At 69.3% G+C, this 26,292-nt stretch carries 23 protein-coding genes and 1 tRNA gene; 7 read left to right on the top strand and 17 right to left on the bottom strand.

Annotation, left to right across the window (positions count from 1 at the left end; all coding sequences use genetic code 11):
• A partial coding sequence (locus V8688_RS09400; RefSeq protein WP_342800631.1) for an arabinosyltransferase C-terminal domain-containing protein occupies positions 1-895 on the top strand: 895 nt, incomplete at its 5' end.
• Positions 896-957: 62 nt separating this feature from the next.
• Here the strand turns inward: V8688_RS09400 and V8688_RS09395 are convergent.
• The 3 genes from V8688_RS09395 to V8688_RS09385 form a co-directional block, all read right to left on the bottom strand.
• The gene (locus tag V8688_RS09395) at positions 958-2,106 is read right to left on the bottom strand and encodes an alpha/beta hydrolase family protein (RefSeq protein ID WP_342800630.1); all 1,149 of its coding nucleotides are present in this window, start codon (positions 2,104-2,106) and stop codon (positions 958-960) included.
• Between the two features lie 177 nt (positions 2,107-2,283).
• A complete protein-coding gene (locus V8688_RS09390; protein WP_342800633.1) occupies positions 2,284-3,942 on the bottom strand; it encodes a serine/threonine-protein kinase in 1,659 nt (552 codons plus the stop codon).
• A gap of 62 nt (positions 3,943-4,004) precedes the next feature.
• Positions 4,005-4,880, bottom strand: a complete 876-nt coding sequence (locus V8688_RS09385; RefSeq protein ID WP_342800629.1) for a PHB depolymerase family esterase — start codon at positions 4,878-4,880, stop codon at positions 4,005-4,007.
• 121 nt (positions 4,881-5,001) lie between these two features.
• On the opposite strand from V8688_RS09385, the gene V8688_RS09380 reads away from it, so the two are divergent.
• Entirely contained in the window at positions 5,002-6,138 is a 1,137-nt protein-coding gene (locus V8688_RS09380; protein ID WP_342800628.1) for a metallophosphoesterase, read from the top strand.
• Here V8688_RS09380 and V8688_RS09375 read toward each other — a convergent pair.
• Together V8688_RS09375 and V8688_RS09370 are read right to left on the bottom strand one after the other, a co-directional pair.
• Positions 6,135-6,833 (bottom strand): LppP/LprE family lipoprotein, encoded by a 699-nt coding sequence (locus V8688_RS09375; RefSeq protein ID WP_342800627.1) that lies wholly within the window; start codon positions 6,831-6,833, stop codon positions 6,135-6,137. The genes V8688_RS09380 and V8688_RS09375 overlap by 4 nt on opposite strands.
• Before the next feature lie 230 nt (positions 6,834-7,063).
• The gene (locus V8688_RS09370; RefSeq protein WP_218717589.1) at positions 7,064-7,534 is read right to left on the bottom strand and encodes a hypothetical protein; all 471 of its coding nucleotides are present in this window, start codon (positions 7,532-7,534) and stop codon (positions 7,064-7,066) included.
• 147 nt (positions 7,535-7,681) lie between these two features.
• Here V8688_RS09370 and V8688_RS09365 point away from each other — a divergent pair, with 147 nt between their 5' ends.
• The 3 genes from V8688_RS09365 (at position 7,682) to V8688_RS09355 (ending at position 12,363) form a co-directional block, all read left to right on the top strand.
• Positions 7,682-8,044, top strand: a complete 363-nt coding sequence (locus tag V8688_RS09365) for a PadR family transcriptional regulator (RefSeq protein WP_316575749.1) — start codon at positions 7,682-7,684, stop codon at positions 8,042-8,044.
• Positions 8,044-9,390 (top strand): permease prefix domain 1-containing protein, encoded by a 1,347-nt coding sequence (locus tag V8688_RS09360; protein WP_342800626.1) that lies wholly within the window; start codon positions 8,044-8,046, stop codon positions 9,388-9,390. The genes V8688_RS09365 and V8688_RS09360 overlap by 1 nt, the downstream gene beginning before the upstream one ends.
• Positions 9,391-9,468: 78 nt before the next feature.
• Complete coding sequence (locus tag V8688_RS09355) at positions 9,469-12,363, top strand: UPF0182 family protein (protein WP_342800625.1); 2,895 nt, start codon at positions 9,469-9,471, stop codon at positions 12,361-12,363.
• Positions 12,364-12,384: 21 nt separating this feature from the next.
• Here the strand turns inward: V8688_RS09355 and V8688_RS09350 are convergent, their stop codons facing one another.
• The 4 genes from V8688_RS09350 to V8688_RS09335 form a co-directional block, all read right to left on the bottom strand.
• Positions 12,385-12,768: a DUF1304 domain-containing protein gene (locus tag V8688_RS09350; RefSeq protein ID WP_316575752.1), complete on the bottom strand. Its 384-nt coding sequence runs from the start codon at positions 12,766-12,768 to the stop codon at positions 12,385-12,387.
• 215 nt (positions 12,769-12,983) lie between these two features.
• Positions 12,984-14,015, bottom strand: a complete 1,032-nt coding sequence (locus V8688_RS09345; protein WP_342800624.1) for an acyl-CoA desaturase — start codon at positions 14,013-14,015, stop codon at positions 12,984-12,986.
• A gap of 63 nt (positions 14,016-14,078) precedes the next feature.
• Complete coding sequence (locus V8688_RS09340) at positions 14,079-15,554, bottom strand: MFS transporter (RefSeq protein ID WP_342800623.1); 1,476 nt, start codon at positions 15,552-15,554, stop codon at positions 14,079-14,081.
• Positions 15,555-16,130: 576 nt separating this feature from the next.
• Entirely contained in the window at positions 16,131-16,532 is a 402-nt protein-coding gene (locus tag V8688_RS09335; protein ID WP_342800622.1) for a DUF1801 domain-containing protein, read from the bottom strand.
• Positions 16,533-16,792: 260 nt separating this feature from the next.
• On the opposite strand from V8688_RS09335, the gene V8688_RS09330 reads away from it, so the two are divergent.
• Positions 16,793-17,080: a hypothetical protein gene (locus V8688_RS09330; RefSeq protein ID WP_308248432.1), complete on the top strand. Its 288-nt coding sequence runs from the start codon at positions 16,793-16,795 to the stop codon at positions 17,078-17,080.
• A complete protein-coding gene (locus V8688_RS09325) occupies positions 17,077-17,223 on the top strand; it encodes a hypothetical protein (protein WP_308248433.1) in 147 nt (48 codons plus the stop codon). The genes V8688_RS09330 and V8688_RS09325 overlap by 4 nt, the downstream gene beginning before the upstream one ends.
• Before the next feature lie 106 nt (positions 17,224-17,329).
• On the opposite strand, the gene V8688_RS09320 is transcribed toward V8688_RS09325, so the two are convergent.
• From V8688_RS09320 to pgm, 8 genes are all read right to left on the bottom strand, one after another.
• A complete protein-coding gene (locus tag V8688_RS09320) occupies positions 17,330-18,244 on the bottom strand; it encodes an RNA polymerase sigma-70 factor (protein WP_218717596.1) in 915 nt (304 codons plus the stop codon).
• Between the two features lie 127 nt (positions 18,245-18,371).
• On the bottom strand, positions 18,372-20,105 hold the full coding sequence (locus V8688_RS09315) for an FAD-dependent oxidoreductase (RefSeq protein ID WP_218717597.1): 1,734 nt from the start codon (positions 20,103-20,105) through the stop codon (positions 18,372-18,374).
• Positions 20,106-20,167: 62 nt separating this feature from the next.
• On the bottom strand, positions 20,168-20,908 hold the full coding sequence (locus V8688_RS09310) for an SDR family oxidoreductase (protein ID WP_342800621.1): 741 nt from the start codon (positions 20,906-20,908) through the stop codon (positions 20,168-20,170).
• A gap of 106 nt (positions 20,909-21,014) precedes the next feature.
• The gene (locus V8688_RS09305) at positions 21,015-22,061 is read right to left on the bottom strand and encodes a ferritin-like protein (RefSeq protein ID WP_218717599.1); all 1,047 of its coding nucleotides are present in this window, start codon (positions 22,059-22,061) and stop codon (positions 21,015-21,017) included.
• A 192-nt stretch (positions 22,062-22,253) separates the two neighbouring features.
• Positions 22,254-22,326 (bottom strand) — tRNA-Ala (locus tag V8688_RS09300).
• 179 nt (positions 22,327-22,505) lie between these two features.
• Complete coding sequence (locus tag V8688_RS09295; protein ID WP_342800620.1) at positions 22,506-23,246, bottom strand: thioredoxin domain-containing protein; 741 nt, start codon at positions 23,244-23,246, stop codon at positions 22,506-22,508.
• A 70-nt stretch (positions 23,247-23,316) separates the two neighbouring features.
• Positions 23,317-24,651 (bottom strand): MFS transporter, encoded by a 1,335-nt coding sequence (locus tag V8688_RS09290; RefSeq protein WP_218717601.1) that lies wholly within the window; start codon positions 24,649-24,651, stop codon positions 23,317-23,319.
• Positions 24,648-26,285, bottom strand: coding sequence for a phosphoglucomutase (alpha-D-glucose-1,6-bisphosphate-dependent) (gene pgm / locus V8688_RS09285; protein WP_218717602.1), 1,638 nt, complete (start codon positions 26,283-26,285; stop codon positions 24,648-24,650). The genes V8688_RS09290 and pgm overlap by 4 nt, the downstream gene beginning before the upstream one ends.
• Between the last annotated feature and the right edge of the window lie 7 nt (positions 26,286-26,292).

Raw genomic sequence — 26,292 nt, 5'->3', positions numbered from 1 at the left:
CGCAGACCCAGGCGGCGCGGCACCCGGCGGCCCCGGTGGGCCCGCGGGCGGTCCCGGCGCCACCCCCGGCGTGAACGGCAGCACCGTCGCCCTCCCGTTCGGCCTCGTCCCCGAACGCACCCCGGTCCTGGGCAGCTACTCCACCGGCGCGCCCCAACGCACTCAGCTGACCACCCAGTGGTATCGCTTGGACCTCGCTGCCGCCCAACAGGATTCGGCGTACCGGGTGGTGATCCTCACCGTGGCGGGCCGCATCGAATCCGTGGCCCCCGACGGCAGCCCCCTGCCGGGACAGCGCTTGCGGGTCGAGTTCGCACGCCGCGCGGACGACGGAAACGTCACGCCCACCGGCGAACTCACCCCGCCCACGGTCGGCGGCGCGCCCGGCTGGCGGAACCTGCCGATCGACCTGGACGAGATTCCCGCCGGCACCACGGCGGTCCGGCTCGTCGCCGCGGCGGGCGAACCCGATCCGATGCAGTGGCTGGCGGTCACGCCCCCGCGCCTGCCGAAACTCTCGTCGCTGAACACCGTGGTCGGCACCACGGCTCCGGTGCTCGGGGATTTCCAGGTGGGACTGGCCTTCCCGTGCCAGCGGCCGTTCGATCACCGCAGCGGTGTCGCGGAGATGCCGATCTGGCGGATCCTGCCGGACAAGCTCAACGCGCAGGTCTCCGAGACCTGGCAGGGCGACACCGGCGGCGGCCCGCTGGGCTGGACGGGGCTGCTCATGCAGTCGCGCACCCTTCCGGCCTACCTCGCCGAGGACTGGACCAGGGACTGGGGCGAACTCCAGCGCCTCACCCGCCTGATCGCCGCACCGACGGCGGAGATCACGGTCCGCGCCGACGACCGGTGGGGCTGGACGAACGAAAGCCCCATCAGGACAAGCTGACCCGGCGCAAAAGAAACCGCCGTTGCCTCCATGGAGACAACGGCGGTTTCGCGCAGGAAAGACTACTTCGGCGGCTCACCCGCGGGCGGCTGGCCACCGGCGGGCGGCTGCCCCGGCGCACCGGCCGGCGGCTCCCCATCGGCGGGCGGCGCACCGGCGGGCAGCGGCTTGCCGATATTGCGCGCCATGTCCGGCATCAACCGGATGGCGACCTGCTCCCAGGTGCCCCAGTTGTGGATGCCGATGTCGGGGAAGTCGTAGCTGACGTTGGTGTATCCCAGTGCGGTGAGCCGCTTCTCGAACGAGCGGGTGTTGGCCAGCGCGATCGCCTCGAGCGGCATGCCCTGGGTGATCGCGTCGATCGAGGACAGGTCCTGATCGGCCGGCTTGGCGCTGCCCGCGGAGATGTAGAGGCGGGTGTTGTTGGCGATCAGTTTCTCGGCGAACCCGTAGGGGTCCATCCGCTTCCACTTCTCGCTGCCCGCGGGCGCCATCGCCTCGATGTTGTAGCCACCACTGGCGATCATCGCGCCGGCCAGCGCCTCACGCATGCCCGGCATGGACATGTGCAGGTAGCCCGACAGCGAGCCGGCGTAGGTGAACTGCTCGGGGTGGTAGGCCGCCATCAACAGTGCCGCGCTGCCACCGCTGGACAGCCCGACCACGCCGTTGCGGCTGTTGCTGAAGCCCAGCCGGGACTTCAGCGCGTCCGGCAGGGTCTTGGTGATGAAGGTTTCCCACTGATAGGTGTTGGTCTTGCCCTGGGTGTCCTCCCAGCCGCCGATGGCCGAGCCGGAGTCGGCGCTGGGCAGCAGGGACCCGTCGGGGTTGACGCCGTTGAAGCTGCTCGGCTGGTCCCAGTCGGCGTAGAAGCTGGACTGACCGCCGACCGGCATCACCACGTTGATGTTGAACTTGGCGATCTGGGCGGGGATGGAGGTGTGCTTCTCCCAGCCGTTCAGGTCGTCCTCGGCGCGTTCACCGTCGAGCAGGTAGACCACCCGGTCGGTGTTGCCGTCGGCCGCCCGCAGGATGCGGGTGTTGATGGTGCCCATCGAGGAGTCGACCGGGAAGTCGATCGCCGCCGGGTCGGCGTCGGCCGCCGCCGGAGCGACCGTGGCCACCGACGCGCCGAACGGCAGCAACGCGGCCACCGCGGCACTCGCCAGGAGTCTGCTCGTGCGGTGTCGGCGCTCCTGCGCCCCTCCCACAGTTACGCCACGCATGATCGTGTTCGGACCTTTCCGTTGTGCGGCCGTGCCGCTCCCCACTCCATCCGGCCGCGGCGAGACAGCCTGCGGACGGATCCTGCCGGGCAGCATAGCGCGCCCCCGATCCGAGGGGCATATCGAAAACCGATGTGACGCAGTTCTCTTCGGCGCGCGTGCTCACCCGGTCGCGTCGACGCGGGAGACACAGAATCCGTCGGTGCCGTGGTCGAGGGTGAGATACACCTGCTTCGAGGCGCCATCGGCGCTGGTCACCGGCGCGCTGACGGTGACGACCGAACCGGTCGAGCCACGCACCGTGAGCGCCTTGTCGTCGAAGCGCTTCGCCCCCGACAGCGCGGTGCCCAGCTGGGCGCCGGTGCACAGCAGCGGATAGTCGGGTTCCACGTCGGCCGGATTCACCGGATACCCGACCACCCGGCTCAGATACCGCTCGGCGGTGTAGCGGGCCTGTTCGTCGGTGAGCCGCGTCGCCGACCGGTCGCTGACGATCGGGCAGCCGTAGCCGGACCGCAACTCGCTGGGGCGCAGACTCACCTTCAGCACGTCGTTCTGCCAGTACGGACCGAACTGGCCGAGGACGCCGGGGCGGCGCACCGCGTCGGTGATCTGTTCCACGTCGCCGTACATGCGGGGGATCTCGACCGGCGACTGGGTCCAGCACTTGCGGATCAACGCGGCGATGTCACCGGCGCGGACGTCGTCGAGCCAGGGCCGCAGCACCGTCGCCGCGGTCGGGCTGTCGGGAACCGCGCCGATCTGCGCCGCCTGTGCCGGTCCCGGCGCGTTCGAATTACCGGGCGAGACAAAATCTTTGGCGGTGAGCACGGCGATCGCGGTAAGTCCGGCGACGGCGGCGGCCGCGCCGACGCCGACCAGGGTCGACCGTGTCCGTGACCGGGGCCTGTCCGCGGGTCCCGGCAGCTCGGCCGACCGGGACACCAGCGTCTGGGCCGACAGCGCGGTGTCCGGCATGGTGCCCGCCAGCGCCGCGACCGCCGCGTCGGCGAGCTCGCCGCACGAGGCGAACCGGTCGCGCGGATTCTTCGCCATGGCCCGCGCGATCACCGCGTCCATGGCGGGCGGCAGCGCCGGGTTGCCCGCCGACGGACGTGGCGGCGCTTCGATCAGGTGCGCGCTGATCATCGCGGCCGGGCTGTCGCGCTGGAACGGCACGAAGCCGGTGAGCAGCTCGTAGAGGGTGCCGCCGAGCGCGTACACATCGGTGCCGACGTCGAGCGGTTCGCCTTCGAGCTGCTCGGGCGCCGCGTAGGCCAGGGTGCCGAGCACCGAGCCTGCCGAGGTGAGGCTGGTCGTCTCGCCCATGCTGCGGGCGATCCCGAAATCGGTGACCAGCACCTCGTCGGCGCCGTCGTCGGTGCGCGCGATCAGCAGGTTCGCCGGCTTGATGTCGCGATGCAGCAGCCCCTGCCGGTGCGCGTAGTCCAGACCCTTGGCCGCCTCGGCGACGATCCGCACCGCCCGCTCGGGGGTGAGGATCGCCAGGCCGTGGCGCAGCAACTGAGCCGCGTCGAGGCCGTCCACGAACTGCATGGCGATCCACAACCGGTCACCGTCGACGCCGCGGTCGAAGATCTGCACCACGTTCGGATGCCGCAGCCGCGCGGCCAGATCCGCCTCCCGCTCGAAGCGGGCGCGGAAGGTCGGTTCCACCGCGAGCCGCGCGTCGAGCACCTTCAGCGCGTCCCGGCGCGGCAGCCGGGGATGTCGCGCCAGATACACCGCGCCCATGCCCCCGCCGCCGAGCCTGCGTTCGATGCGGTATCCCGCAAGGCTCGCCCCTGGCCCGAACTCCATCACCCGGTCAGGCTAACGGCTGCCTTCCGGCGCCGCCGCCGGCTGGATCGGACTGCGCCGGTTCATCGGTGGTGGGCGGCGAAGAAGTCCCAGATCAGCCTGGTCGCGTCGAGGGGGCCGCGCTGGTCGGCGCCGGGCCATTCGTGTCCCGCACCGGCCACCGTGACGAGGTCGACCGCACGGCCGTCCCGGCAGGTGGCGCGCAGGGTCGTCACCCGATCGCCGGCCGTGGCGACCGGTGCCGCGCAGGCGTCGACCATCCGCCAGAACGCGTTCAGCTCCGGCACCGCCGGCCCGTCGATTCGCGCTGCGCCGCTGCCGGGCGCACCGTCGTAGCGAATGTTCTCGTCGTCGGTGCCGTGCACATGGATCACCGAAGCGGGCGCCGGATGCTCGCAGTCGCCGAGCTGGGTACCCGCGACCGCACCGACGGCGGCGGCGAGCGCGGTGCGGCACGCCATCGCGTAGGCCATCATGGCGCCGTTGCTCATGCCGGTGAAGTAGATCCGCTCGTGGTCGATCGGCAGGGCGCGGGCGATCTCCGCGAGCATTCCGGTCAGGAAGCCGACGTCGTCCACGCCGGTCCGGCCGGGAGTACCGCAGCAGTCACCGCCGGCGTTCCAGGCCCGGCCGATTCCGTCGGGATAGGCGACGACGAAACCGGCGTCGTCGGCGGCGGCGTCCCAGCCGTAGGCGCGCTGCGCCTGCGCACCGGAGCCGAGGCCGCCGTGCAGCACGACCACCAGCGGCGCACGCGCCGGCAGCACTGCGGGCCGGTAGACGCGGTAGCTCCTGGTGTGGCCGTCGTGCGCGAGCTCGTGCGACGAGGTCACGGCGCCGACCGGCGTCGCGCTCCCCGGATCCTCCCGGAGTACGACGATGCCCGCGACGAGCAGCACCGCGGCGACAGCCGCCGCGGTGAGCGTAGCGATCCGCATGGCACCAGTGAACCGGCCCACGCGCCGCCGGGCAACAGGGCGGCAGATCCGGCGGCGCTAGGCTGGATGATCTATTCGTGGCCGCGACCTCACCCGGCGGCCCTGCGCAGGACGGGACCCCGTGAGACTCGCTGTACGCCTGATGTTGATGCTGTTGATTCCGGCGGTGCTGTTCGCGCTGCCCTGGTGGACGCTGGTCGCGGCGCCGTCCGGCGGCACCGGCACGCTGTTCTGGGTCGGGACCGCGGTGTGCGTCCTCGGGTATCTGTGCCTGCCCGCCACGATGTTCCTCGGCCACGGTCCGGCCCAGTCCGATCCGGCGGTGATCGTCGGCGACACCCTGCTCGGGGTGCTGTGGGTGGTGTTCTCGTGGTCGGTGCTCGGCGTATTCGTGCGCGGTGGGCTGGCCGTCGCCGGGGTACAGGGCCTGCTCGCCGCGCGGATCGTGGCGCTCGGGGTACTGATCGTCTCGGTCGCGCTGATCGCCTGGGGTGTCTACGAGGCGCGCCGGGTGCCGCGGGTCCGCACCGTCGACGTCGCCCTCCGCGGCCTGGCCGCGGGCCTGGACGGACTGCGCGTCGTGGTCGTCACCGACACCCACTTCGCCGCGCTCGATCGGCAGCGCTGGTCGGAGCGCGTGGTCGACGTGGTCAATGCCCAGCGCCCCGATATCGCCTGCCACGCCGGTGATCTCGCGGACGGCTCGGTGGTGAAGCGGCGCGCCCAGGTCGACCCGCTGGCCCGTGTCGAAGCCCCGCTGGGCCGGTTCTACATCACCGGCAACCACGAGTACTTCGGTGACGCGCAGGGCTGGATCGACCACATGGCCTCGATCGGCTGGCAGCCGCTGCACAACGCGCACCGGACCGTCGACCGGGACGGCGACCGCCTGGTCGTCGCCGGGATCGACGATCCCACCGGCGCGGGCCTGCCCGGCCACGGCCCCGACCTGCCCGCCGCGCTCGCCGGCGCCGACCCCGCGCTGCCGGTGCTGCTGCTGGCCCATCAGCCCAAGCAGATCACCGACAGCGTCGCGGCCGGGGTGGCGCTGCAGATCTCCGGACACACCCACGGCGGGCAGATCTGGCCCTTCCACTACCTGGTGCGCCTGGACCAGCCGGTGGTCGCCGGCCTGAGCAGGCACGCGAACAACACTCAGCTCTACACCAGCCGCGGCACCGGCTTCTGGGGTCCGCAACTGCGGGTGTTCGCGCCCAGCGAGATCACCGTGCTGGTGCTGCACCCGGAGCCGGTCTAACGGTGCGGCTGGGTCACTTCCGCCGGAAGCGGCCCGCTCATCACGACATTCGAGCCGTTCCAGGTGTAATGGATCGCCACCGGGCCGCCCTGCGGGGCGGCGAAGGGCTCGTCGCCGGCCAGCCACTTGTACTCGACGGTCACGGTGGTGTCGGTGTAGCCCACCACCGAGGTGAAGGCGTAGGCCTCGGACGTGGCTGTGCCCAACCACTTCCCGTCGTGGAAGAACAGCACATGGATCGGCGCGCCGGCGGAGTTGCCGCCGACCGCGCGCACCCACAGCAGCTGGGCGCACTGGCCCGGTAGGTCCGCCGAGGCCTGTTGGGCGACCCAGCTGCCGTCGAGGCGAGCCAGCGCGTTGCGCACACCGGCCGAGTCGGGGTCGATACAGCGTCCCGGACCGCTGATGTCGTTGGCCGGCTGCGGTTTCGTGGTCGCCTGCGTCGTGCCGGGCGCCACGGTCACGGCGGGTGCCTCGGTGACGGCGGGGACCTCGGTGCCCGCGGGCGCCCCGGTGCCGCCGGGAGCCTCGGTCGCCTGCGGCTGCTCTCCCGGAGTCCGCGGCGCGCTTGCCGCGACCGTGGTCGTCGCCCGGCTCGTCGACGGCGAGGTGGCCGAACCGTTTTCCGCGTTGCACCCCGCCACCGCCGCCGCGGCGACGGCGATCAGCGCACTCATCCGAACTGCGTTCTTCATGATCCCTCGACTCCTGTCCGCCGCGCCGGTAGCGCGTTCTGCTGACTCCATCGGGACCCTGAACAGCCCTGTTAGGCGAAAATCGGCGATCATCGCCCTAGGGTGCGAAATCATCACCCTTGCTGAGGAAATCCCCTGCGGGGTAGAGCGATCCGCGACACGGACACCCGAAGAGCCTGCCGCACACACAGATCCGGCCGAGGGCGCACCCTCGGCCGGATCGTGGGCGATCAGACGATGTCGGTGGTCCCCGAGCAGGTCACGACCGGCACCGGCACGGGGCCGGTGTTGACGACCGACAGGTCGATCCGCACCGGCCCGGTCCCGGTCGGCACGTCGGTGAAGTACACCGTGCCGCCGGTGCCGAAGAACGAGGAGATGTTCGTGTGCCCGGTGAGCGAGCCCGATGCCCCGGTGGCCAGATTGGTCCAGGTGAGCGTGGGGTGGGTCTGGTAGCCCCAGATGCTGGCCCCGGAATGCACGGTGAACGACGGCAATCCCGACTGGTCGTACAGGTAGGAGACGATCACCTGGTTGCTGTAGGGCACATCGACGATATTGGGGCTCAGCCCCAGGCAGTTGATGCCGACCAGGCTGCTCGGCAGCGCGTTCGCCGCCCCCGCTCCCGCGACCATCGTCCCCGCCACCACCGCGGCGCCCGCCGCGAGACCGGCGATCGTGGACCTCACTCGCATAGTCATACAGATCCTTCCACTCGTGTCGTGTCACCCCGCGTATCCCACCGGGACGCCACATTGTTACCGACCGAAAGCATCCTTCGAGGTCCGACACACCCCATACCTAGGTCTGCTAGGTTATGACCTAGCGGTTCTAGGTATAGGAGTGCGATGCGGATAGACAAAGACCTGGTGGCGGCCTCGGCGACCCCGCTGGTGCTCGGCATTCTCGCCGAGGGCGAGTCGTACGGTTACGCGATCCTGGAGCAGGTCAACGCCCTGTCGCGGGGCCGGATGCAATGGACCGACGGCATGCTCTACCCCCTGCTGCACCGCCTCGAACGGCAGGGCCACGTGACCTCGACCTGGCGCACCGCCGACAGCGGACGACGGCGCAAGCACTACCTGATCACCGACTCCGGCCGGGCGGCCCTCGCCGAGCGACGCGCGCAGTGGGCCGTCGTCGCCGAGGCGCTCGACCAGGTCTGGCGCGACGCCACGACACCGCCCATCGTGACGAAAGGATGGGCGTGATGGACGCCGAGACGCAGTTGCAGACCAACATCGAGCAGTGGCGCGGATACGTCCAGCGCCACCGCGCGATCTCGGTCGCCGACGTCGACGAGATGGAAGACCATCTGCGCGAACAGGTCTCATCCCTCCAAAACGCGGGACTGTCGGCCGACGAGGCGTTCCTGGTCGCGGTGAAGCGGATGGGTAGCCTGGACGCGCTGTCGCGCGAGTTCGCGATCGAGCACTCCGAAAGGCTCTGGAAGCAGCTGGTTCTGCTGCCCGCCGAGTCCGACGAGACCGGGCGGCAGAGCAATCGGGAACTGGTGGTCGTCCTGTCGCTGGCGATCGGCGCCGCCCTGTCGCTGAAGGCCGGCTTCGCCTGGCTGCGCGGTTCGGCCGTGGGCGTGAACGCGGCCCTGCTCGTCCTTCCGTTCCTCGCCGCCTATTTCGCCTGGAAACGACAGGTGACCGCGAAGGTCGCCGCCACGCTGATCGTGCCGTTCGTGCTCGTGGCACTGGTGCTGAATCTCTTTCCCTTCGAGCCCGACGGCGCGACCGAGGTGATCGCCGCGATCCACGCGCCGATCGCGCTGTGGTTCGTGATCGGCCTGGCCTATGTCGGCGGCGACTGGCGATCGGACCGGCGCCGGATGGACTTCATCCGGTTCACCGGCGAGTGGTTCGTCTATCTCACCCTGCTGGCGCTGGGCGGCGGCGTCCTGATCGGGTTGACGGTCGGCGCGTTCGGCACGCTCGATCTGAACATCGAGCCGTTCATCGAGGACTGGGTGCTGCCGTTCGGCGTCGCGGGCGCGGTGATCGTCGCCGCCTGGCTCGTCGAGGCCAAGCAGAACGTCGTGGAGAACATCGCGCCCGTGCTCACCCGGGTGTTCACGCCGCTGACCATCCTCATGCTGCTGGCCCTGCTCGCCGCGTTCGCCACGACTCCCAGCGTGATCGACGTCGACCGCACCCTGCTCATCCAGATGGACCTGATCCTGGTGCTGGTCCTGGGCCTGCTGCTGTATTCGATCTCCGCGCGCGACCCGCTGGCCCCGCCCGGCTTCTTCGACCGGGTCCAGCTGGTCCTGGTGCTCAGTGCCCTCGCGGTCGATGTGGTGATGCTGACCGCCATGCTCACCCGCATCGCGGAGTTCGGATGGTCGCCGAACAAGATCGTCGCCCTCGGCCTGAACGTCGTGCTGCTGGTGAACCTGGTGTGGTCGGTCCGGCTGGGCATCGGATTCCTGCGCGGCCGTCAGGGATTCGCCGAGCTGGAACGGTGGCAGACCCACTATCTGCCCGTGTACGGGATCTGGGCCGCCGCCGTCGTGATCGCCGTTCCGCCCGCGTTCGACTTCGTCTGAGCCCGAACCAGCGCGAGTAGACTCGGGGGATGCACGCGGCGCCGGCGTGCCCGGCGCCGCGGTCCACGGGAGTGGCGGATGAGCGCTGGTGACGGGTCGGAGCGGATACCCCGGACGTGGCGACTGCTACTGACGGCAGTCGTGGTGCTCTTCCTGTCCCTGCTCGTCGTACCCCGGCTGATCGGCCTGTACGTCAACTGGTTGTGGTTCGGCGAGGTCGGCTACCGCGGCGTCTGGTCGACGGTGCTGCTCACCCGGCTGACGCTGTTCGCGGTGATCGCGACGATCCTCGGCGCCGCCCTGTTCACGGCCATGTGGCTGGCCTACCGATCGCGCCCGGCCTTCTTCCCCGGCGGGCGCGACGACGACCCGATCACCCCCTATCGCACGGCGGTGAGCCGGTGGCCGTTGCGGTTCGGGCTCGGCATCGCCGCGGCCTTCGGTCTGCTCTGTGGCCTGGCCGGGCAGTCGCGCTGGCAGACGGTACAGCTGTTCCTGCGGGGCGGCTCCTTCGGCGCACATGACCCCCAGTTCGATCTCGACGTGGGCTTCTACGTCTTCGACCTGCCGTTCTACCGGCTCGTGCTCAGCTGGCTGTTCGTCGTCGTGTTCGTCGCCTTCCTGGCCTGCCTGGCGACCCACTATCTGTTCGGCGGAGTGCGGCTGTCCGGGAAGTCGATCGGCATCACCGCGGCGGCGCGCTGTCACCTCGCGGTGCTGGTCGGCGTGTTCTTCGTGCTGAAGGCGGGCGCGTACTGGCTGGACCGCTACGCGCTGCTGTCGAGCGGGCGGCGCGAGCCCACCTTCGCCGGCGCGGGCTACACCGACATCAACGCCGTGCTGCCCGCCCGCTTCATCATGTTCGCCATCGCGCTGATCTGCGCCGCCGCGGTGTTCTCGGCGGTCGTGGTGCGTGATCTGCGGGTGCCCGCCATGGCCGCGGCTCTGCTGTTGCTGTCGTCGATCGTGGCGGGCGGGGTGTGGCCGCTGGTCGTCGAGCAGTTCTCGGTGCGCCCGAACGCCGCCGACCTGGAGAGCCCCTACATCGAGCGCAATATCGCCGCGACCAGGCAGGCCTATGGGATCGGCGCGGATCGGGTCCACTACCAGCCCTATCCCGGTGTCGGCACCGCGCCGCCACCGGAAGTCCCCGCGGACGCGACCACGATCGCCAACCTGCGCCTGCTCGACCCGCACGTGCTCTCGCGCACCTTCACCCAGCAGCAACAGCTCAAGAACTTCTACAGCTTCCCCGACAACCTGGACCTGGATCGCTACCGGGTCGACGGGCAGCTGCGCGACTACGTCGTCACCGCCAGGGAACTGACCCCCGCCGCGCTCAGCGGCAACCAGGGGCACTGGGTCAACCGGCACACCGTCTACACCCACGGCGACGGGTTCGTCGCCGCCCCCGCGAACCGGGTCAACGCAGCCGTCGTCGACGCGGCGAGCGACAGCGCCGCGGGCAACAGCGGATACCCGATCTACGCGGTCAGTGATATCGCCACCCAACACACCGGGCACCAGGTGATCCCGGTCGACCAGCCCCGCGTCTACTACGGCGAGGTGATCGCCAGGGGCGAGCCCGACTACGCCATCGTCGGCGGCGGCACCGAACCCCGCGAATACGACACCGACAGCACCAAATACACCTACGCGGGCAAAGGCGGTGTGCCGATCGGGAACTGGCTGAACCGGCTCGCCTTCGCCACCGTCTACACCGAGCGCAACATCGTGTTCTCGACCGCGATCGGCGCCGATTCCAAGATCATTTTCCACCGTGCTCCCGGTGAGCGGGTCGAACTGGTCGCGCCGTGGCTGACCACCGACGGCAATCCCTATCCCGCCGTCGTGGGCGGGCGCATCGTCTGGATCGTGGACGCCTACACCACGATCGACGGCTACCCCTACGCCGCGCGCAGCTCGCTCGCGCCGCTCGGCGCGGTCGAGGACCAGGGGTTGCGCGAACCCGGCGAGATCTCCTACATCCGCAACTCGGTCAAGGCCACCGTCGACGCCTACGACGGCACGGTCACGCTGTATCAGGTCGACGAGCAGGACCCGATCCTGGCCGCCTGGATGCGCGTGTTCCCCGGCACCGTCGAACCGCCGTCGGCGATCAGCGACGAGCTGCGCGCCCACTTCCGCTATCCCGAAGACCTTTTCGTCATCCAGCGCGACATGCTCGCCCGCTACCACGTCGACGAACCACGAGAGTTCTTCACCAACAACGCGTTCTGGTCGGTACCCAGCGACCCGACCGTCGAGACCAACCCGCACCAGGCCCCGTTCTACGTGCTGGTCGGCGATCCCCGGACCGCCGAGGCCTCGTTCCGGCTGGCCGGCGCGATGGTCGGCTTCCGCCGGGAGTTCCTGTCGGCCTACATCTCCGTGCATTCCGACCCCGAGAACTACGGCGAGTTCAGCATTCTCCAACTGCCCACCGACACCCTCACCCAGGGACCACAGCAGATCCAGAATTCGATGATCTCCGACACCAGGGTGGCCTCCGAACGTACGCTGCTGGAACGCTCCAACCGCATCCAGTACGGCAACCTGCTCACCCTGCCGATCGCCGACGGCGGCGTGCTGTACGTGGAACCGCTGTTCACCGAACGGATTTCGACCGCTCCCAACGGGTCGACCTTCCCGCAGCTGGCCCGCGTGCTGGTCAGCTACCGCGAACCCGGTACCGGCGGTGTCCGGGTCGGGTACGCGCCGACGCTGGCCGAGGCCCTCGACCAGGTGTACGGCCCGGCCACCGGCGATCTCGCCACCGCCCCCGGCGGCAGCCCCGGCGCCCCGCCACCCCCGGGCCGACGTCCACCGGCGCAGGCCCCGCCGCCGTCGGCCACTCAGGCACCGCTGGACGAGGACGCGATCGCCCGCATCGAAGCCGAACTCGACGCGGCCAGGGCCGCCCTGGAACGGCTCGAACAACAGCTGGGCATTCTGCGCGGCCCGGACAAGTGAGCCTCACCGATCACACGCGACTCAGAGCTGGGCGAGCACCAGCGCGACACCACCGATCAGCGGCGGAACCAGCTGGATCGATGCCGCCCGCGCCTTGTCCGGCGAGGACACCAGCAGCACCACCCCCGCCGCCACCATCGACCCGGCACCCGCCAGCACCAGCGACACGCCGATCCCGGTGTCGCCGAACACGGTGAACCCCATGCCGACCGCCGCGACGACGGCCAGGAACAGGTTGTAGAACCCCTGATTGAACGCCATCTCCCGGGTCGCCTCGGCCTGCTCCGCCGAGATCCCGAACGTCGCCCTCGTTCGCGGACGCGTCCATTGCAGCGACTCCAGCACGAAGATGTACCCGTGCAACAGCACGGCGATCCCGACGAACACCAACGCCACGACCGTCATCGCGCCACCTCCAGAAGGGCAGGGCCCGCACCGGGCTTGCCGCGATTATCACCCACCACCCCGCCGCGCACGCCCTCGCCGGGCCGGGTTCTCGCCCCGGAAAACCGCTGGCCCGCCATCGACGGCCGCCGAATCGCTCCCTTCGCTGTCGGCGGCGGAGAGCACGAGTTGCGCGGGCGTGGCGTGGCCGCCCGCGCCGATCGAGGTGCGGGTGGCTAGCCGACGGGTGCGGGTGCGCGGACCTGGCGGCCGACCTCGTCGAGATGGCCCAGGGCCTGGGCGTAGGACTCGAGCAGCGACGTCTCGCAGTAGGGGACCCCGATTTCGGCGCAGAAGTCCGCGACGATGGGCTGGGCCCGACGCAGGTTGGGGCGGGGCATGGACGGGAACAGGTGGTGCTCGATCTGGTAGTTCAGGCCGCCCAGGGCCGTGTCGACGAGGAAGCTGCCGCGGACATTGCGGGAGGTGAGCACCTGACGGCGGAGGAAGTCGGTGTTGTCGCCCTCGGGCAGCACCTCCATCCCCTTGTGATTGGGGGCGAAGGTCGATCCCATGTAGAGGCCGAACAAGCCCTGCTGAACAGCGATGAACACCAACGCTTTCCCCGGCGACAGCACCAGGAACACTGTGCCCAGATAGGCGCAGGCGTGCGCGGCGAGCGTCAGGCCTTCGACGAGCCGGTTCGGGATCGGCCAGCGCAGCACAGCTCGCACGCTGGCGAAGTGCAGGCTGCCGCCCTCGAGCAGCAGCATCGGGAAGAACAGCCAGGCCTGGTAGCGGAAAATGAAGCGCCGCCAGCCTTTTCCGGCCCGGGCCCGCTCCGCCGAGAACGCCAGGACGCCCATGGCATCGGGATCGGCACCCTCGGTGTTGGGGTGGGCGTGGTGGCGGTTGTGATTGCTGGTCCACCAGCCGATGCTCAGCCCGATCGCGAGATTGCCCGCGATCAGCCCGTACAGGTAGTTGGCGCGCCGAGACGCGAAGATCTGCTTGTGTCCCGCGTCGTGCCCGAGGAACGCGATCTGGGAGAACACCGCGGCCAGGAACACCCCGATCCCCACCGCCCACCACGAATCCCCGAGGGCGACGAACGCCGCCCACCCGCCGAGGAACGCCGCCGCGGTGAGCGCGCTCTTCCACCCGTAGTACCGCAGGTCACGGTCCAACAGGCCCGCCGCCCTGATCCGACGCAACAAGATCGAATACTCGCTGCCACGCACCGGGGCCACATCAGAGACAACTACCACCGCACCAGCATGACGGATGCAGGCCACCACCAGGTGAACTCGGCGCATCTGCGCGAGATCGCCCTACGGCGCGTCGCTTCGGGAACGCTCCGTGTCCAGCGCCGTGAACGCCGCGGCGGCGAGAATCAGCACCGCCGACACCACCAGGGCCACATCGAGCCCGTGATGGAACGCCACCTTGCCCTCGTTCAGCACCTCCGACACTTTCGACAGGTACTTCAGATAGGGCCCGATATCGACACCCTCGGGGATACGGCCACGTTCCACCGCTTGAACCGCGTCCGGCTGCAACGTGGTTGGCAGCCCCAGTGCGTCCATCTTCTTCTTCAGATCCGACGACAGGAACGAGCTCACCAGGACGCCGAGCACGGCGACACCGAACGCCGAACCGACCTGGCGCATCGTATTGGTCACCGCGGCCGCCATGCCCGAATGCTCGGCCGGGACGCCCGACATCACCGCCGAGGTCAACGGCACCACCGCGATGCCGAAGCCGAGCCCGGCCACGCCCATCGCGGCGGCGATCCACGGATCGTGCAACGTCCCCGACAGCGCCTGGCGGGTCAGCAGGATGCCACCCGCGCCGAGCAAGCACCCGAGGATCATCGGCACCCGCGCGCCGCGACGCGACACCCAGTAGCCCGCCACCAGGGAGCCGATCACGATCGCGACGGCCATCGGGACGAAGATCGCGGCGGTGCGCGCGGCCGAATACGACTGCATCACTTGCAGATACAGCGCGGTAAAGAAGAAGATCGAGAAGATGCCGAAATAGACCGCGAAGGCGACCACCAGCGCACCGCGCACGGCCCGCAGGCGCAAATAGCGGAAGTCGAGCATCGGTGCGCGCGCCCGCTTCTCGACGACGACGAACGCGGCGAACGCGATCGCCCCCAGCGCGAACAGACCCAGCACCGACGGTGCCGTGTAACCCCGATCCTGGCCGACGGTCGCGGCGTAGATCACCGCGCCGAACGCCGTGGCGCCGAGCACCGCGCCGGCCCAGTCGACCGGCGCCTGCTGCGGGTCCGCGCTCTCCGGCACCGACCACCACGCGACGACCATCGCCACCGCGCCGATCACCAGGTTGAACCAGAAGATCGAACGCCACCCGTACAGATCGACCAGCACACCGCCGAGCACCGGCCCCGCCGCCAGCGCCAGCCCCGACACCGCCGCCCACACACCGAGCGCCTTGGCTCGCGCGCGCTCACCCGGGAAGATGTGGCGCAGCACCGACAGGGTGCCCGGCTCCGACGCCGCGGCACCGAGTCCCATGATCGCGCGGCCCGCGATGAGCAGCGCGACGCTGCTCGCGAGCGCGGAGACCACCGATCCGGCGCAGAAGATCACCAACCCGACGATCATGACCTTCTTGCGTCCCCACCGGTCACCGAGCGATCCGCCCGCCAACATCAGCCCGGCGAAGACCACCGTGTAGGCGTTGACCACCCACTGCAGCAGGGTCACATCGGTACTCAACTCACGTCGGATATCGCCGAGCGCAACGCTGACCACGGTGGTGTCCAAGAAGGTCACGAATACCACTGCCACGACTGCTGCCAGAGCGACTCCCGGCCGCGCCGGTGTCCCCGGCGCCGTCCCCATCGGTCTCACGGGCACAGGTTACTGGCGAGTTCCCCCGGACGCCGACCCAACCTCGCCGACGGAGCGAACACACCGGACTTCGACGGTTCCCGTTGGGCGAGCCGACGTCTCGCCGTCACCAGTCGTAGGTCGGCGGGCCGGTCCGGCGTCCAGGTGGCGGCCGAGGCGGTGCTCAGCCGCAGGCGCTCGGTGCGCGGCCGGGCACGGAAGAAGCCGACGAGGCCGAACCCGATCAGCGTGACATCGGCCGACGTAAACTCTTGGGCGAACCGCTCTTCCGCCTCCAGCAGCGCTCGTCCCTCCCCGCAGCACACATCGATCCAGGTGACCGCGGCGTCCTGGTCGGCGCGCAGCCGCTGCGCCGACCACCGGTACGGATCGAAGCCGAGTGCCCTGGCATAGCTGTTGACCCCGACAGCCCGCGCCCGCGATTCATCGCGTTGTTCGCCACCACCGACGACAGTTCCAGCGCGGCGTCATCGAGCAGGCGGGGTGCGGATTCCGTGGTCACCCCGCCATTGTGCCGCTTCCCGCCGACGACTCGTTCAGCCCGACAGCCGCCCGCACCAGACCCTTGAATCCCTCTTCATCGAGCGCGTCCCCCTCCCGCAGATCGATCACCCGCCGGGTGTTCCCGTCCAGCCCGGAGTTGAAAACCCCACGCGGATCAGGCAATCGAGCCCCTTTGGCGAAGGTGACCTTCACGATCTGCTGGTACGTCTCCCCCGTACACACCATCCCGTCGTGATACCACACCGGCACCCCACGCCACTTCCACTCCTCGACGATCCCCGGGTCCGCCTCGTGCACCAGTGCCCGAATCCGCGCCAGCACCTCCCCCCGCCAATCCCCCAACTCCGCGATCCGCTCATCGATCCGTCGCCCAGCCGAACCCTGATCACCCGTCACCGCCATCACCCCGGTCGCTCTCGTCGTTGTCGCAGGTCCGATCCCCGAGTATCCCCCGACCTCCAGCAGAACCCGGTCGGTCCCGCTCGAGCATGTCGACCGGGATAGTCACCTCGACCGGTTCGTCGAGCAGGAGAACTCTGCGATGGACGGTGCGTGCTCGGCAGCGTCGTCCGGACCAATCACGGCCGTGGTGAGACACACCGAGCGGGCGTTGACAAGGTGTCCTGGCTCACACGCATAGCCACGAAGGAGTCTCCATGCGTCTGCTGAAATCCCGTCCGCCCGCGATCCTCGGATCGATCATCGCGGCAGGGGCCCTCATCGCCGCCGGCAGCGGTAGCGCCGCCGCCGCGCCGCACACCGGTGAAGTGTTCCTCACCTTCGTTCGCCACGCCGAGTCCGCGGGCAACACCTCCGGCCTGATCGACACGTCGGTGCCGGGCCCCGGCCTGACCAGGGCTACCTCGCCGCCCCGATCCAGTGGCTGCAGGGCAACCGCGGCGACAAGCGGGCCGTGGTCTTCTCCCACGGCGGCGCCATCATGATCTGGGCCCTCATGTCCGTCAACAACCCGGACATGAGCAAGCTGCGGACCGACCCCCTGCACAACACCGGCCGGGTAGTCGTCAAGGGCAGCCCCGCCAAGGGCGGGAAGCTCGTCTCCTGGGACGGCCATTCCGTCTCCTGAGCCGAACAAGCAGCGGCGGGATCGCGCCGAGAACCGGTCGCGATCCCGTCGCCGAGGTAGTCGTCCAGGCGCTGACCTAACCGACGCCGACGGAGCCGACGACGTTTCACGGCGCGGCGGGCTCCCCGGGGGCAGCGGCGATATGACCGAGCTTCGCCGGATTGAAGACCCAGTAGAGCCGGTCGATCGTCTCGTCGTCGGCCGCACCGACCCCGAGCCAGGCGATGGGGGCTCCGTCGCGGCTGATCACCACCGACGCGCGACCGTTGGCGTCGACCCAGTCGATGGCGACCCCCGTCCAGAAGTGTGAGGCGAAGGCGGCCACGTACTTCGCCACGCGTGTCCGGCCGAATACCGGAATGCGCGAGGCATTGCGCACCGCGCCTCCGCCGTCGGAGTAGCTGGCGACATCGGTGGCGAACAGCGCCTCGAGTTCGTCGAATTCACCGGCGCGCGCGGCATTCAAGAAGGCAGCGAGCAGCCGTCGCTGATGCACGGCGTCGACTGATACCCGCCGATCGGACTCGATGGCCTGGCGTGCCCGGCTCACCAGCTTCCGGGCGGCTGGTTCCTTGATTTCGAGCACTTCGGCGATGCGGCCGTAAGGGTAGTCGAAAGCTTCCCGCAGGACGAATGCCGCCCGCTCGGTCGGTGTCATCTTCTCCAAGACGAGCAGGACCGCGGTCTCCAACGCCGCGGCGCGCTCCGCGCCGAGCGAGGGATCAGCAGTGGTGTCCACCGGCTCGGGCAGCCACGGACCGATATAGGTTTCCCGGCGCACCCGCGCCGTCTGCGTGGCATTGATCGCCTGCCGGGTGGTCATGGTGACGAGGAACGCCGCCACGTCACGCACAGAATCGCGGTCGGCGTAGGACTGCCATTTCACCCAGACGTCCTGGACGATGTCCTCGGCGTCGGCGACACTGCCGAGCATTCGGTAGGCGATACCGAACAGCCGACCCTTGTGCGCGGAGAAATCATCGACGGCTTTGTCCAGGTCGATACCCGTGGGTCCACTCATCGCGCGGTCGTTCCGGCGCCACCGGCAATCGCGTGATTCATATCCCCCGCCTCGATTCGGCCACCGTCGTCCACGACATTACTCGAGCCGGCCGTACGCCGGTGGCGAGTGCACCCACCCGACGCCGTCATTCGACCAATTTGCCTTCCGTCGACACCTCTCGCATGAGCCGGGCGATGTCGTCGGGGATCGCGGGGATCTCCTCGCGTTCGAGCTTGCCGGGACCGGACCACACGAGGTTCACCCGCAGCGCCGGATCCAGGTCGGGGTAATCGGACCGATTGTGGCAGCCACGTGTTTCGCGTCGCTCCAGCGCGGCTTCCAAGGTGGCGCGCGCCGCGAGCACCGAGGACTTCAGATCGAAGGCGTGCGCCAGATCCTGGAACCCGGCGGCGTCGGGATGCACGCCGATATTCGTCATGCGATCCTCGACCTCGTCGAGTTCGGCCAAGCCTGCCCGAATCCCGGTCTCGTCGCGCACCACGCCCGCGTGCTCGGTCATGGTGTCGCGCACGGCGCGTTGCAGGGCCCGTACGTTCTCCTGTCCGTCGACGGCCAGCAGCTCATCGATCTCGGCGCGGGCCTCGACGAGCGCACTGTGGGACCGACGCTGTGCGACCAGCTCGGCCGAGTACCGCGCCGCCGCCTCGCCGACGATCCGGCCGTAGACGAGCAGTTCGATCAGCGAGTTGCCGCCGAGCCGGTTGGCGCCGTGCAGACCACTCGATGCCTCGCCGATCGCGTAGAGACCCTCGACGCCGGTACCGTGATCTTCGGAGCGAACCCACACTCCGCCCATGGAATAGTGCGCCGTCGGCGCGATTTCGATCGGATCGCGAGTGATGTCGAGCATTTGCAGCTCCAACATCGTCTGGTAGACGCGCGGCAGTCGCCGCATGATCGTTTCGCGGGGCAGATGCGAAACATCCAGCCAGACAGCACCGTTCGGTGTTCCTCGACCTTCCTTGATTTCGGTATAGGCGGCCAGTGCGACCCGGTCGCGGGTCGAGAGCTCCATGCGTTCGGCGTCGTAGCGCCGCATGAATCGCTCTCCCGTGGCGTTGCGAAGAATGCCGCCCTCTCCCCGTGCCGCTTCCGATACCAGTGTCCCGGCCGCGTTCTCGGGTTCGATGAGCCCGGACGGGTGGAACTGCACGAGCTCCGGGTCCCGAATCCGGCCGCCCGCGAGTAGGGCGAGCCGGAACGAATCACCGGTGTTCTCGTCACGTCGAGAGGAGGTACGACGCCAGATGCGGGTGTGCCCACCGGCGGCGAGGATTACCGCGTCGGCCCGGACCACGGAGCGCTCGCCACTGTCGAGATCGAAACCGTAGGCGCCGAAAACCACGTTGTCCCGCACCAGAATTCGGGTCACGTAGCAGGTGTCGATGATCTGGATGCCGAGCTGCGCGGCCCGGTTCACCAGGGTCCGCTGGATCTCGAGGCCGGTGTAGTCACCGGCGAACGCGGTGCGCCGGTAGGTGTGCGCGCCGAAGAATCGCAGCGCGATCCGGCCGTCGGATTCGCGAGCGAACGGCATCCCCCAACGCTCGAGGTCCTCGATTCCGCGCGCGGCGTTCTCGGCGACCACCTGGACGGTATCGGGCCGCGCCAGCAGGTAGCTTTCGGTGATCGTGTCCGCCGCGTGCTGCTGCCAGCTGTCCTCGACGTCCATGGTCGCCAGCGCGGCATTGATGCCGCCGGCGGCGAGGGTGGTGTGCGCGTCCGCCTTCGGCCGCTTTCCTACCACCAGCACGTCGATGCCGCGCTCGGCCAGTTCGATCGCCGCACGGAGGCCGGATCCGCCGGTGCCGACGACGAGCACCGACGTCGCGATCTGACGTTCGTCGGATGTGAGCATCGCTTCGTTCCCTTCGACGGGTAGTTCGCGCGGGCGGGGCGATCGCCGCCCGCGCGAACAGTTCAGTTGCTGGTCAGCCACTCCGACAGCCGTGTCTGCGCCAGCTGCGCATCGCTGCCGGGCAGCAGCTCGCGCTGCGGCACCGCCCCGAAATACCGGGCCTCGGGATCGGTGACCACCGTGCGCGCATCCGATCGCGCGCTCAGCACGGTGCGGATCCATTCGTCGAGGGCGATGACCACCGGGCCGCCGACCTCGATGGTCCCGTTCTTCGGCTCGCCCGCCGCCGTCCGTCCGACAGCGGCAGCCACATCGTCCGCGGCCATCGGTTGCATACTGGAACCCGGCAACCGCACCTGACCGTCGACGGTCGCGGAATCCGCGATACCACGGGCGAATTCGAAGAATTGCGTGGCGCGCACGATCGAGTACGGCAGACCCGATCCCTCGATCAGCTCTTCCTGCGCCACCTTCGCCCGCAGATACCCGGAATCCGGCAATCGATCCGACCCCACCACCGACAGCGCGACGTAATGCCCGACACCGGCCGCGGCAGCGGCCTCGAGCAGGTTCGTCGTGGAGGTCCGGAAGAACTCCATCACGTCGTTGTCGGCGAACGACGGCGAGTTGGAGACGTCGATCACCACGTTCGCGTCCTGCAGTACTTCTTCGACTCCCTCACCGGTGAGCGAGTTCACGCCGGTATTGGGTGCGGCCGCAACCGCCTGGTGCCCGTGCTCACCGAGTCGTGCGACGAGCTTGGAACCGATCAGGCCGGTGCCGCCGATAACGACGATCTTCATGCTCATTCCTTTCGTTCGGACGTTGTGCGGGGCCAGCGACACTCCGCTGTATCAAGGACAGGGCAGGCGGTGATTCTGTGACAGTGCTGGTGCCGAGGCCGTTCGATCACGCTCGATCCTGCGGCGCGACGTACTCGAAGGTCGGCCCCGCAGTGGTGTGGCCGTCACCGCTGGGCATCGTCATGAGCGCTTGCGCCTGGGCCTTCAACGCGTACATCGTCCCGACCGCCTCCCGCATCTGCGACGGGCTGCCGTTGAAGGTGTCCTCCAGCAGATACAACAGCAGGCAGTAGGTGTTGTTGAATTCCACCTGCGCGCGGCGGACCGCGCTGCCCTCCGGATAGTCGGCCGTGCGGGGGTTGGGGCGCATCGGCAGCACTTTGCCGGGATCGAACAGGATCGGTGCACCGGTGGGCCCGGACTGCGGCGTATCACCGAGCTGGAACCGCTTACCTTCCTTCAGTTCGACGAAGCGGTAGTAGTGAGCGACCTCGTCGCGATCGGGATGGAAGACGTCCTTCTCGCCGTCCCACACCTCGGTCCGCGCCGCGCCTTCGCCCTGCTCGACGATCTCGGCCAGCGCCGTCAGCGCCGACTTCAGATCGTGTACCGGAACGACCTGTCCGCCGCCACTGGTGAAGTGCATCTCGTTGAGCTGCCGAGCGGGGTCGCCGCAGAAGACGACCTCCTCGCCGAGGGTGTCGACCAGCGTGACGAGACCGAGTTCGACGGCCGCGTAGAACTGCCCGATCGTGTGATAGCCGTCGGATTCGGGCAGCGCGTCCGCCGAGGCGGGCCGTTCGATGTTCAGGAACAATTCGAGGGCTTCGGAACCGAACGGCGCGAGCTGTATCTGTACCGATCGATCGCCGTGCGGCAGCGGATGCGGATAGGCGGGCAGCAATTCGGGCGCGTCGAGCCTGGGCTCGCCCCCTACCGCGTTGAGCAGATTCGCCGCCAGTGCCAAGTGCAGCATCTCCTCGACGAACACGCTGCTGATGACTTGTGCCGCTTCGGCATTGGCGCCCGGCTCCAGCGAATACAGCGCGCACATGTACGGCGGTATCGTCGCGTGCTCGAGCTCGATCGCCCACTGTAGATGCCGACGCAGATCGTCCATCGTCTCGATGGCGTGCCCCGTGCTGATGTCCATGCTCGAACCTCGTCTCGACAGGTGTACCTGCGGTGTCGAGAACTAGGACAGTGCGTCCGGGAGAACTGTGACAAGAACGGGCGACTCGCCGCCGCCGAACCACGACCCAACCACAACGTGGCGTGACCGCGGGTCGGACACAACGAAACAGGTCAGGCCCGGTCTGTGACCGGGCCTGACCTGTTTCTCGAGTGGAGCTAAGGGGACTCGAACCCCTGACCCCCACACTGCCAGTGTGGTGCGCTACCAGCTGCGCCATAGCCCCGTGTTCTGTTGTTTCAGCCGCTCTCGCTGCTGCCTGAATGAAGTTACACCATGCCTCTCGGCGACAACAAATCGGCTGGTAGACGGCGGAAAAGTGGGGTTCTGGGCGGGGCGGGAGTGGCGGGCGTGGGGGGCGGGGAGGGTGGGGACGGAGTAGAATGTGCCGAACCTCACGTGGGGTCAGGGGGCGAGGGTCACGACCCAGTTCGCGTCGGTCCAGTCGATCTTGGTGGTGCCGTCGTAGATGGCGGGGGTGGCGGCCTTGTTGCCGGTGCGGGCGTCGAGGTCGTCGAGGTTCTTCTTGGCGGCGGCGCGGGCGGCGTCGAGCTGGGTGCCGTTGGTGATGCAGGGGCCGACCGACTCGGGGGCGCCGGACTCGACGGCCAGGGTGGCCAGGGCGGGGTTGCTCAGGTCGTCGCCGCCCTCCTCGGGCTGCTTGGTGGTGAACAGCGCCTCGTGGAACTTGCTGTAGGTGGGGCCCGAACCGGCCTGGGCGACACAGAGATTCGCGGCGAACGCGCGGGTGGAGTAGTCCTTGCTCTTGGACTGGGGGTCGAGGAACGTCACGAAGTGGTAGTTCACCGCCAGTTTGCCCTCGTCGATCTTCTGGGCGAGTTCCTGGCCGAAGGTCGTCTCCATGACGCCGCAGGCGGGGCAGATCGGGTCCTCGAAGATGTCGATCGTCTTCGTCGCGTCGGGCTTGCCCAGGCGGATGACACCCTCCGGCGTGGTCGTGACCTGCACGGCGGCGTCGCGCACGGCACCGTAGCCGTCGTTGCGGACCTCGGTGGGCGCCTGCTTGGTCCACTTGAACGCGGCGAACACGAGGAGCCCGATCACGACGACAGCCACCGCGGCCAAGGCGTAGGTGGTGTTGCTGGAAACGGGACGGGGATTGTGCTGGGAACCGACGCTACTCACCCGTCCACAATGCCTCGAGTGCTCGGCGATGTGCCGCCGGGGCGGTCGATCGTGCCGCTGAACTGGGGATCTATCGAGTCGGCGTGTCGGAGTCGAGCGGCTTGCGCAGCGGAACCAGCCCCGCGCGCACCACCGGCACGCCGTCGGGACAGCCATCACAGCTGCATTGCGGGTCCAGGCCGTCGCCGGCGTGGTCGAGATGCTCCGGGTCCTCGGGGTGGCGGATGCGTGACGGCTCGGGCGTCAGCACCCAGACCGTCGCCGAGACCGCGAGCACACCGCCGGTGACGGCCATGCCCACCCCGAACGAGGTGTGCTCGGCGATCCAGCCGATCCCGATCGGCCCGAGCACCGTGCCCAGGTCTGCCGCCATCTGGAACGCCGCCAGCACCGGTCCACCGCGCGAGCGGGTGCCGAGGACATCGGCCAGCGCCGCCTGCTGGGCGGGGCTGAACATGCCGGACCCGACCCCGGCCACGAACGAGGCCACCAGGAACCAGGGCAGCGACGGCGCGAACCCGAGCACCCCGGTGCCGAGCGCGCAGATCGCCGACCCGGCGATCAGGAACGGTTTGCGGCCGAACCGGTCCGACAAGCGGCCCGAGACGAACAGCACGGCCGCGTTGCCCGCCGCGAAGACCGTCAGCGCCACGCCCGCCATGCCGGATTCCTGGTGCAGGGTCTCCACGACCAGCAGCGGGACGAAGGCCATGCGCACGCCGAACACCGCGATGCCGCCGGCGAAGCTCGACAGCAGGATCGCGCGGTAGGCGGGTTCGGACCACGCGTGCCGGAAGGTGAACGCCGGTGCCGCCGCGCTCTCCTCGGCCGCCAGCACCGGCGACTCCCGCAGACCGAGGAAAACGATGAGGCACACGATCAGCAGGGCGGCGGCGTAGATGAGGAAGGGCGCGCGCAGCCCGAGCCCGGCCAAGGCGCCGCCGACCAGCGGGCCGAGCAGCGAGCCGATCAGGAAGCTGGTGGAGTACACCCCGGAGACCCGGCCGCGCGCGGCGGGCGGGGACACCCGGATGATCAGTGCCATCGACGACACCGTGAACATCGTCGAGCCGACGCCGCCGAGCGAACGCAGCACCAGCAGTTGCCAATACGTCTGCGCCAGCGCGCACGCACCCGTCGACAGCGCGACGATCAGGATGCCCGCCAGGTACACCCTGCGCTCGCCCAGCTTCTGCACCAGCCGCCCGCTGGCCGGCGCGAACAGCAGCCGCATCAGGGCGAACGCGCTGACGATCGCCGAAGCCGCCGCGATGCCGACGCCGAACTCGCGCGCGTACTGCGGCAGCACCGGGGCGACCAGCCCGAAGCCGAGCGCGATGACGAACGCCGCCGCGATCAGGACCCAGATCTCGGCGGGTAGCCGGACCTTGGCGGGTGCGCTCACTCGCTCAGCGCCTGGGTCACCATCTCCTCGGCGGCGGCCTGCACCTGGGTGAGGTGCTCGGCGCCGAGGAAGGACTCGGCGTAGATCTTGTACTTGTCCTCGGTGCCCGACGGGCGGGCCGCGAACCAGGCGTTCTCGGTGGTCACCTTCAGCCCGCCCAGCGACGCGCCGTTGCCGCGCGCGGTGGTGAGGATGCCGGTGATCTCCTCACCCGCGATCTCGGTGCCGGTGATGGCCTCCGGGGTCAGCGCGGCGAGCTTGGCCTTCTGCGGGCCGGTGGCCGCGGCGTCGATGCGGGCATAGGCGGGGCTGCCGTACTGGCGCTCGAGCTCGCCGTAGCGGGCCGACGGGGTCTGCCCGGTGACGGCGGCGATCTCGGCGGCCAGCAGCGCCAGCAGGATGCCGTCCTTGTCGGTGGTCCACACGGTGCCGTCCATCCGCAGGAACGACGCGCCCGCGCTCTCCTCACCGCCGAACGCCAGGCTGCCGCTGAACAATCCGGGCACGAACCACTTGAAGCCGACCGGGACCTCGTAGACGTCGCGGCCGAGCACATTGACGACCCGGTCGATCATCGACGAGCTCACCACCGTCTTGCCGATCTTGGTCAGCGCGTCCCACCACATCCGGTTGGCGACCAGGTATTCGATCGCCACCGCCAGGAAGTGGTTGGGGTTCATCAGGCCACCGTCGGGGGTGACGATGCCGTGCCGGTCGGCGTCGGCGTCGTTGCCGGTGGAGATGTCGTAGTCGTCCTTGATGCCGACCAGCGCCGCCATCGCGTGCCGGGAGGACGGGTCCATCCGGATCTGGCCGTCGCTGTCGAGGGTCATGAAGCGCCAGGTCGGGTCGACGAACGGGTTGACCACCTCGAGTTCGAGATCGAACCGCTGCCCGATCTCCTCCCAGTAGTCGACGCTCGCGCCGCCCATCGGGTCGGCGCCCATCCGGATGCCCGCGCCCCGGATCGCGTCCAGGTTCAACGCGTTCGGCAGGTCGGCGACGTAGTGGTCGAGGTAGTCGTAGCGCTCGACGTGGGTGCTCAGTGCCTGCACCAGCGGCACCCGCTTGACCTCGGCCAGGCCGCCGCGCAGCAGTTCGTTGGCGCGCGCGGCGATGGCGTCGGTGGCCTTGGTGTCGGCCGGGCCGCCGTGCGGCGGGTTGTATTTGAAGCCGCCGTCGCGCGGCGGGTTGTGCGACGGGGTGACCACGATGCCGTCGGCCTGGTGCTTGGTGCCGCCCCGATTGTGGCGCAGCACAGCGTGACTGAGTGCCGGGGTCGGGGTGTAGCGGTCGCGCGCGTCGACCACCGCGGTGACGTCGTTGCCCGCGAGCACCTCGAGCGCGGTGGTCCAGGCCGGCTCCGACAGCGCGTGGGTGTCGCGCGCCAGGTAGACCGGGCCGGTGATCCCGCGGGTGGCGCGATACTCGACGATCGCCTGGGTGATCGCCATGATGTGCGCCTCGTTGAACGCGCAATCCTCGCTCGAGCCGCGGTGTCCCGAGGTGCCGAACACGACCTGCTGGCTCGGTTCGGCCGGATCGGGCACCCGGCTGTAGTACGCGGTGACCAGGTGGGCGATGTCCACCAGGTCGGTCGGGCGGGCGGGCCGTCCGGCGCGATCGTGGGCCATGGTGGGT

This window comes from Nocardia sp. No.11, assembly GCF_038752175.1.
Taxonomy (GTDB): Bacteria; Actinomycetota; Actinomycetes; order Mycobacteriales; family Mycobacteriaceae; genus Nocardia; species Nocardia canadensis.
This window is presented reverse-complemented; position numbering and strand designations above follow the sequence as displayed.

Bases quoted from the DNA above. Each gene is read 5' to 3' on its own strand.
- V8688_RS09305 (WP_218717599.1), bottom strand. From the start codon at position 22,061: ATGGACATCAGCACGGGGCACGCCATCGAGACGATGGACGATCTGCGT.
- V8688_RS09365 (WP_316575749.1), top strand. From the start codon at position 7,682: ATGCGGATAGACAAAGACCTGGTGGCGGCCTCGGCGACCCCGCTGGTG.
- V8688_RS09390 (WP_342800633.1), bottom strand. From the start codon at position 3,942: ATGGAGTTCGGGCCAGGGGCGAGCCTTGCGGGATACCGCATCGAACGC.
- V8688_RS09325 (WP_308248433.1), top strand. From the start codon at position 17,077: ATGATCTGGGCCCTCATGTCCGTCAACAACCCGGACATGAGCAAGCTG.
- V8688_RS09350 (WP_316575752.1), bottom strand. From the start codon at position 12,768: ATGACGGTCGTGGCGTTGGTGTTCGTCGGGATCGCCGTGCTGTTGCAC.
- V8688_RS09310 (WP_342800621.1), bottom strand. From the start codon at position 20,908: ATGAAGATCGTCGTTATCGGCGGCACCGGCCTGATCGGTTCCAAGCTC.
- V8688_RS09360 (WP_342800626.1), top strand. From the start codon at position 8,044: ATGGACGCCGAGACGCAGTTGCAGACCAACATCGAGCAGTGGCGCGGA.
- V8688_RS09355 (WP_342800625.1), top strand. From the start codon at position 9,469: ATGAGCGCTGGTGACGGGTCGGAGCGGATACCCCGGACGTGGCGACTG.
- pgm (WP_218717602.1), bottom strand. From the start codon at position 26,285: ATGGCCCACGATCGCGCCGGACGGCCCGCCCGCCCGACCGACCTGGTG.
- V8688_RS09320 (WP_218717596.1), bottom strand. From the start codon at position 18,244: ATGAGTGGACCCACGGGTATCGACCTGGACAAAGCCGTCGATGATTTC.
- V8688_RS09370 (WP_218717589.1), bottom strand. From the start codon at position 7,534: ATGACTATGCGAGTGAGGTCCACGATCGCCGGTCTCGCGGCGGGCGCC.
- V8688_RS09385 (WP_342800629.1), bottom strand. From the start codon at position 4,880: ATGCGGATCGCTACGCTCACCGCGGCGGCTGTCGCCGCGGTGCTGCTC.
- V8688_RS09375 (WP_342800627.1), bottom strand. From the start codon at position 6,833: ATGAAGAACGCAGTTCGGATGAGTGCGCTGATCGCCGTCGCCGCGGCG.
- V8688_RS09315 (WP_218717597.1), bottom strand. From the start codon at position 20,105: ATGCTCACATCCGACGAACGTCAGATCGCGACGTCGGTGCTCGTCGTC.
- V8688_RS09330 (WP_308248432.1), top strand. From the start codon at position 16,793: ATGCGTCTGCTGAAATCCCGTCCGCCCGCGATCCTCGGATCGATCATC.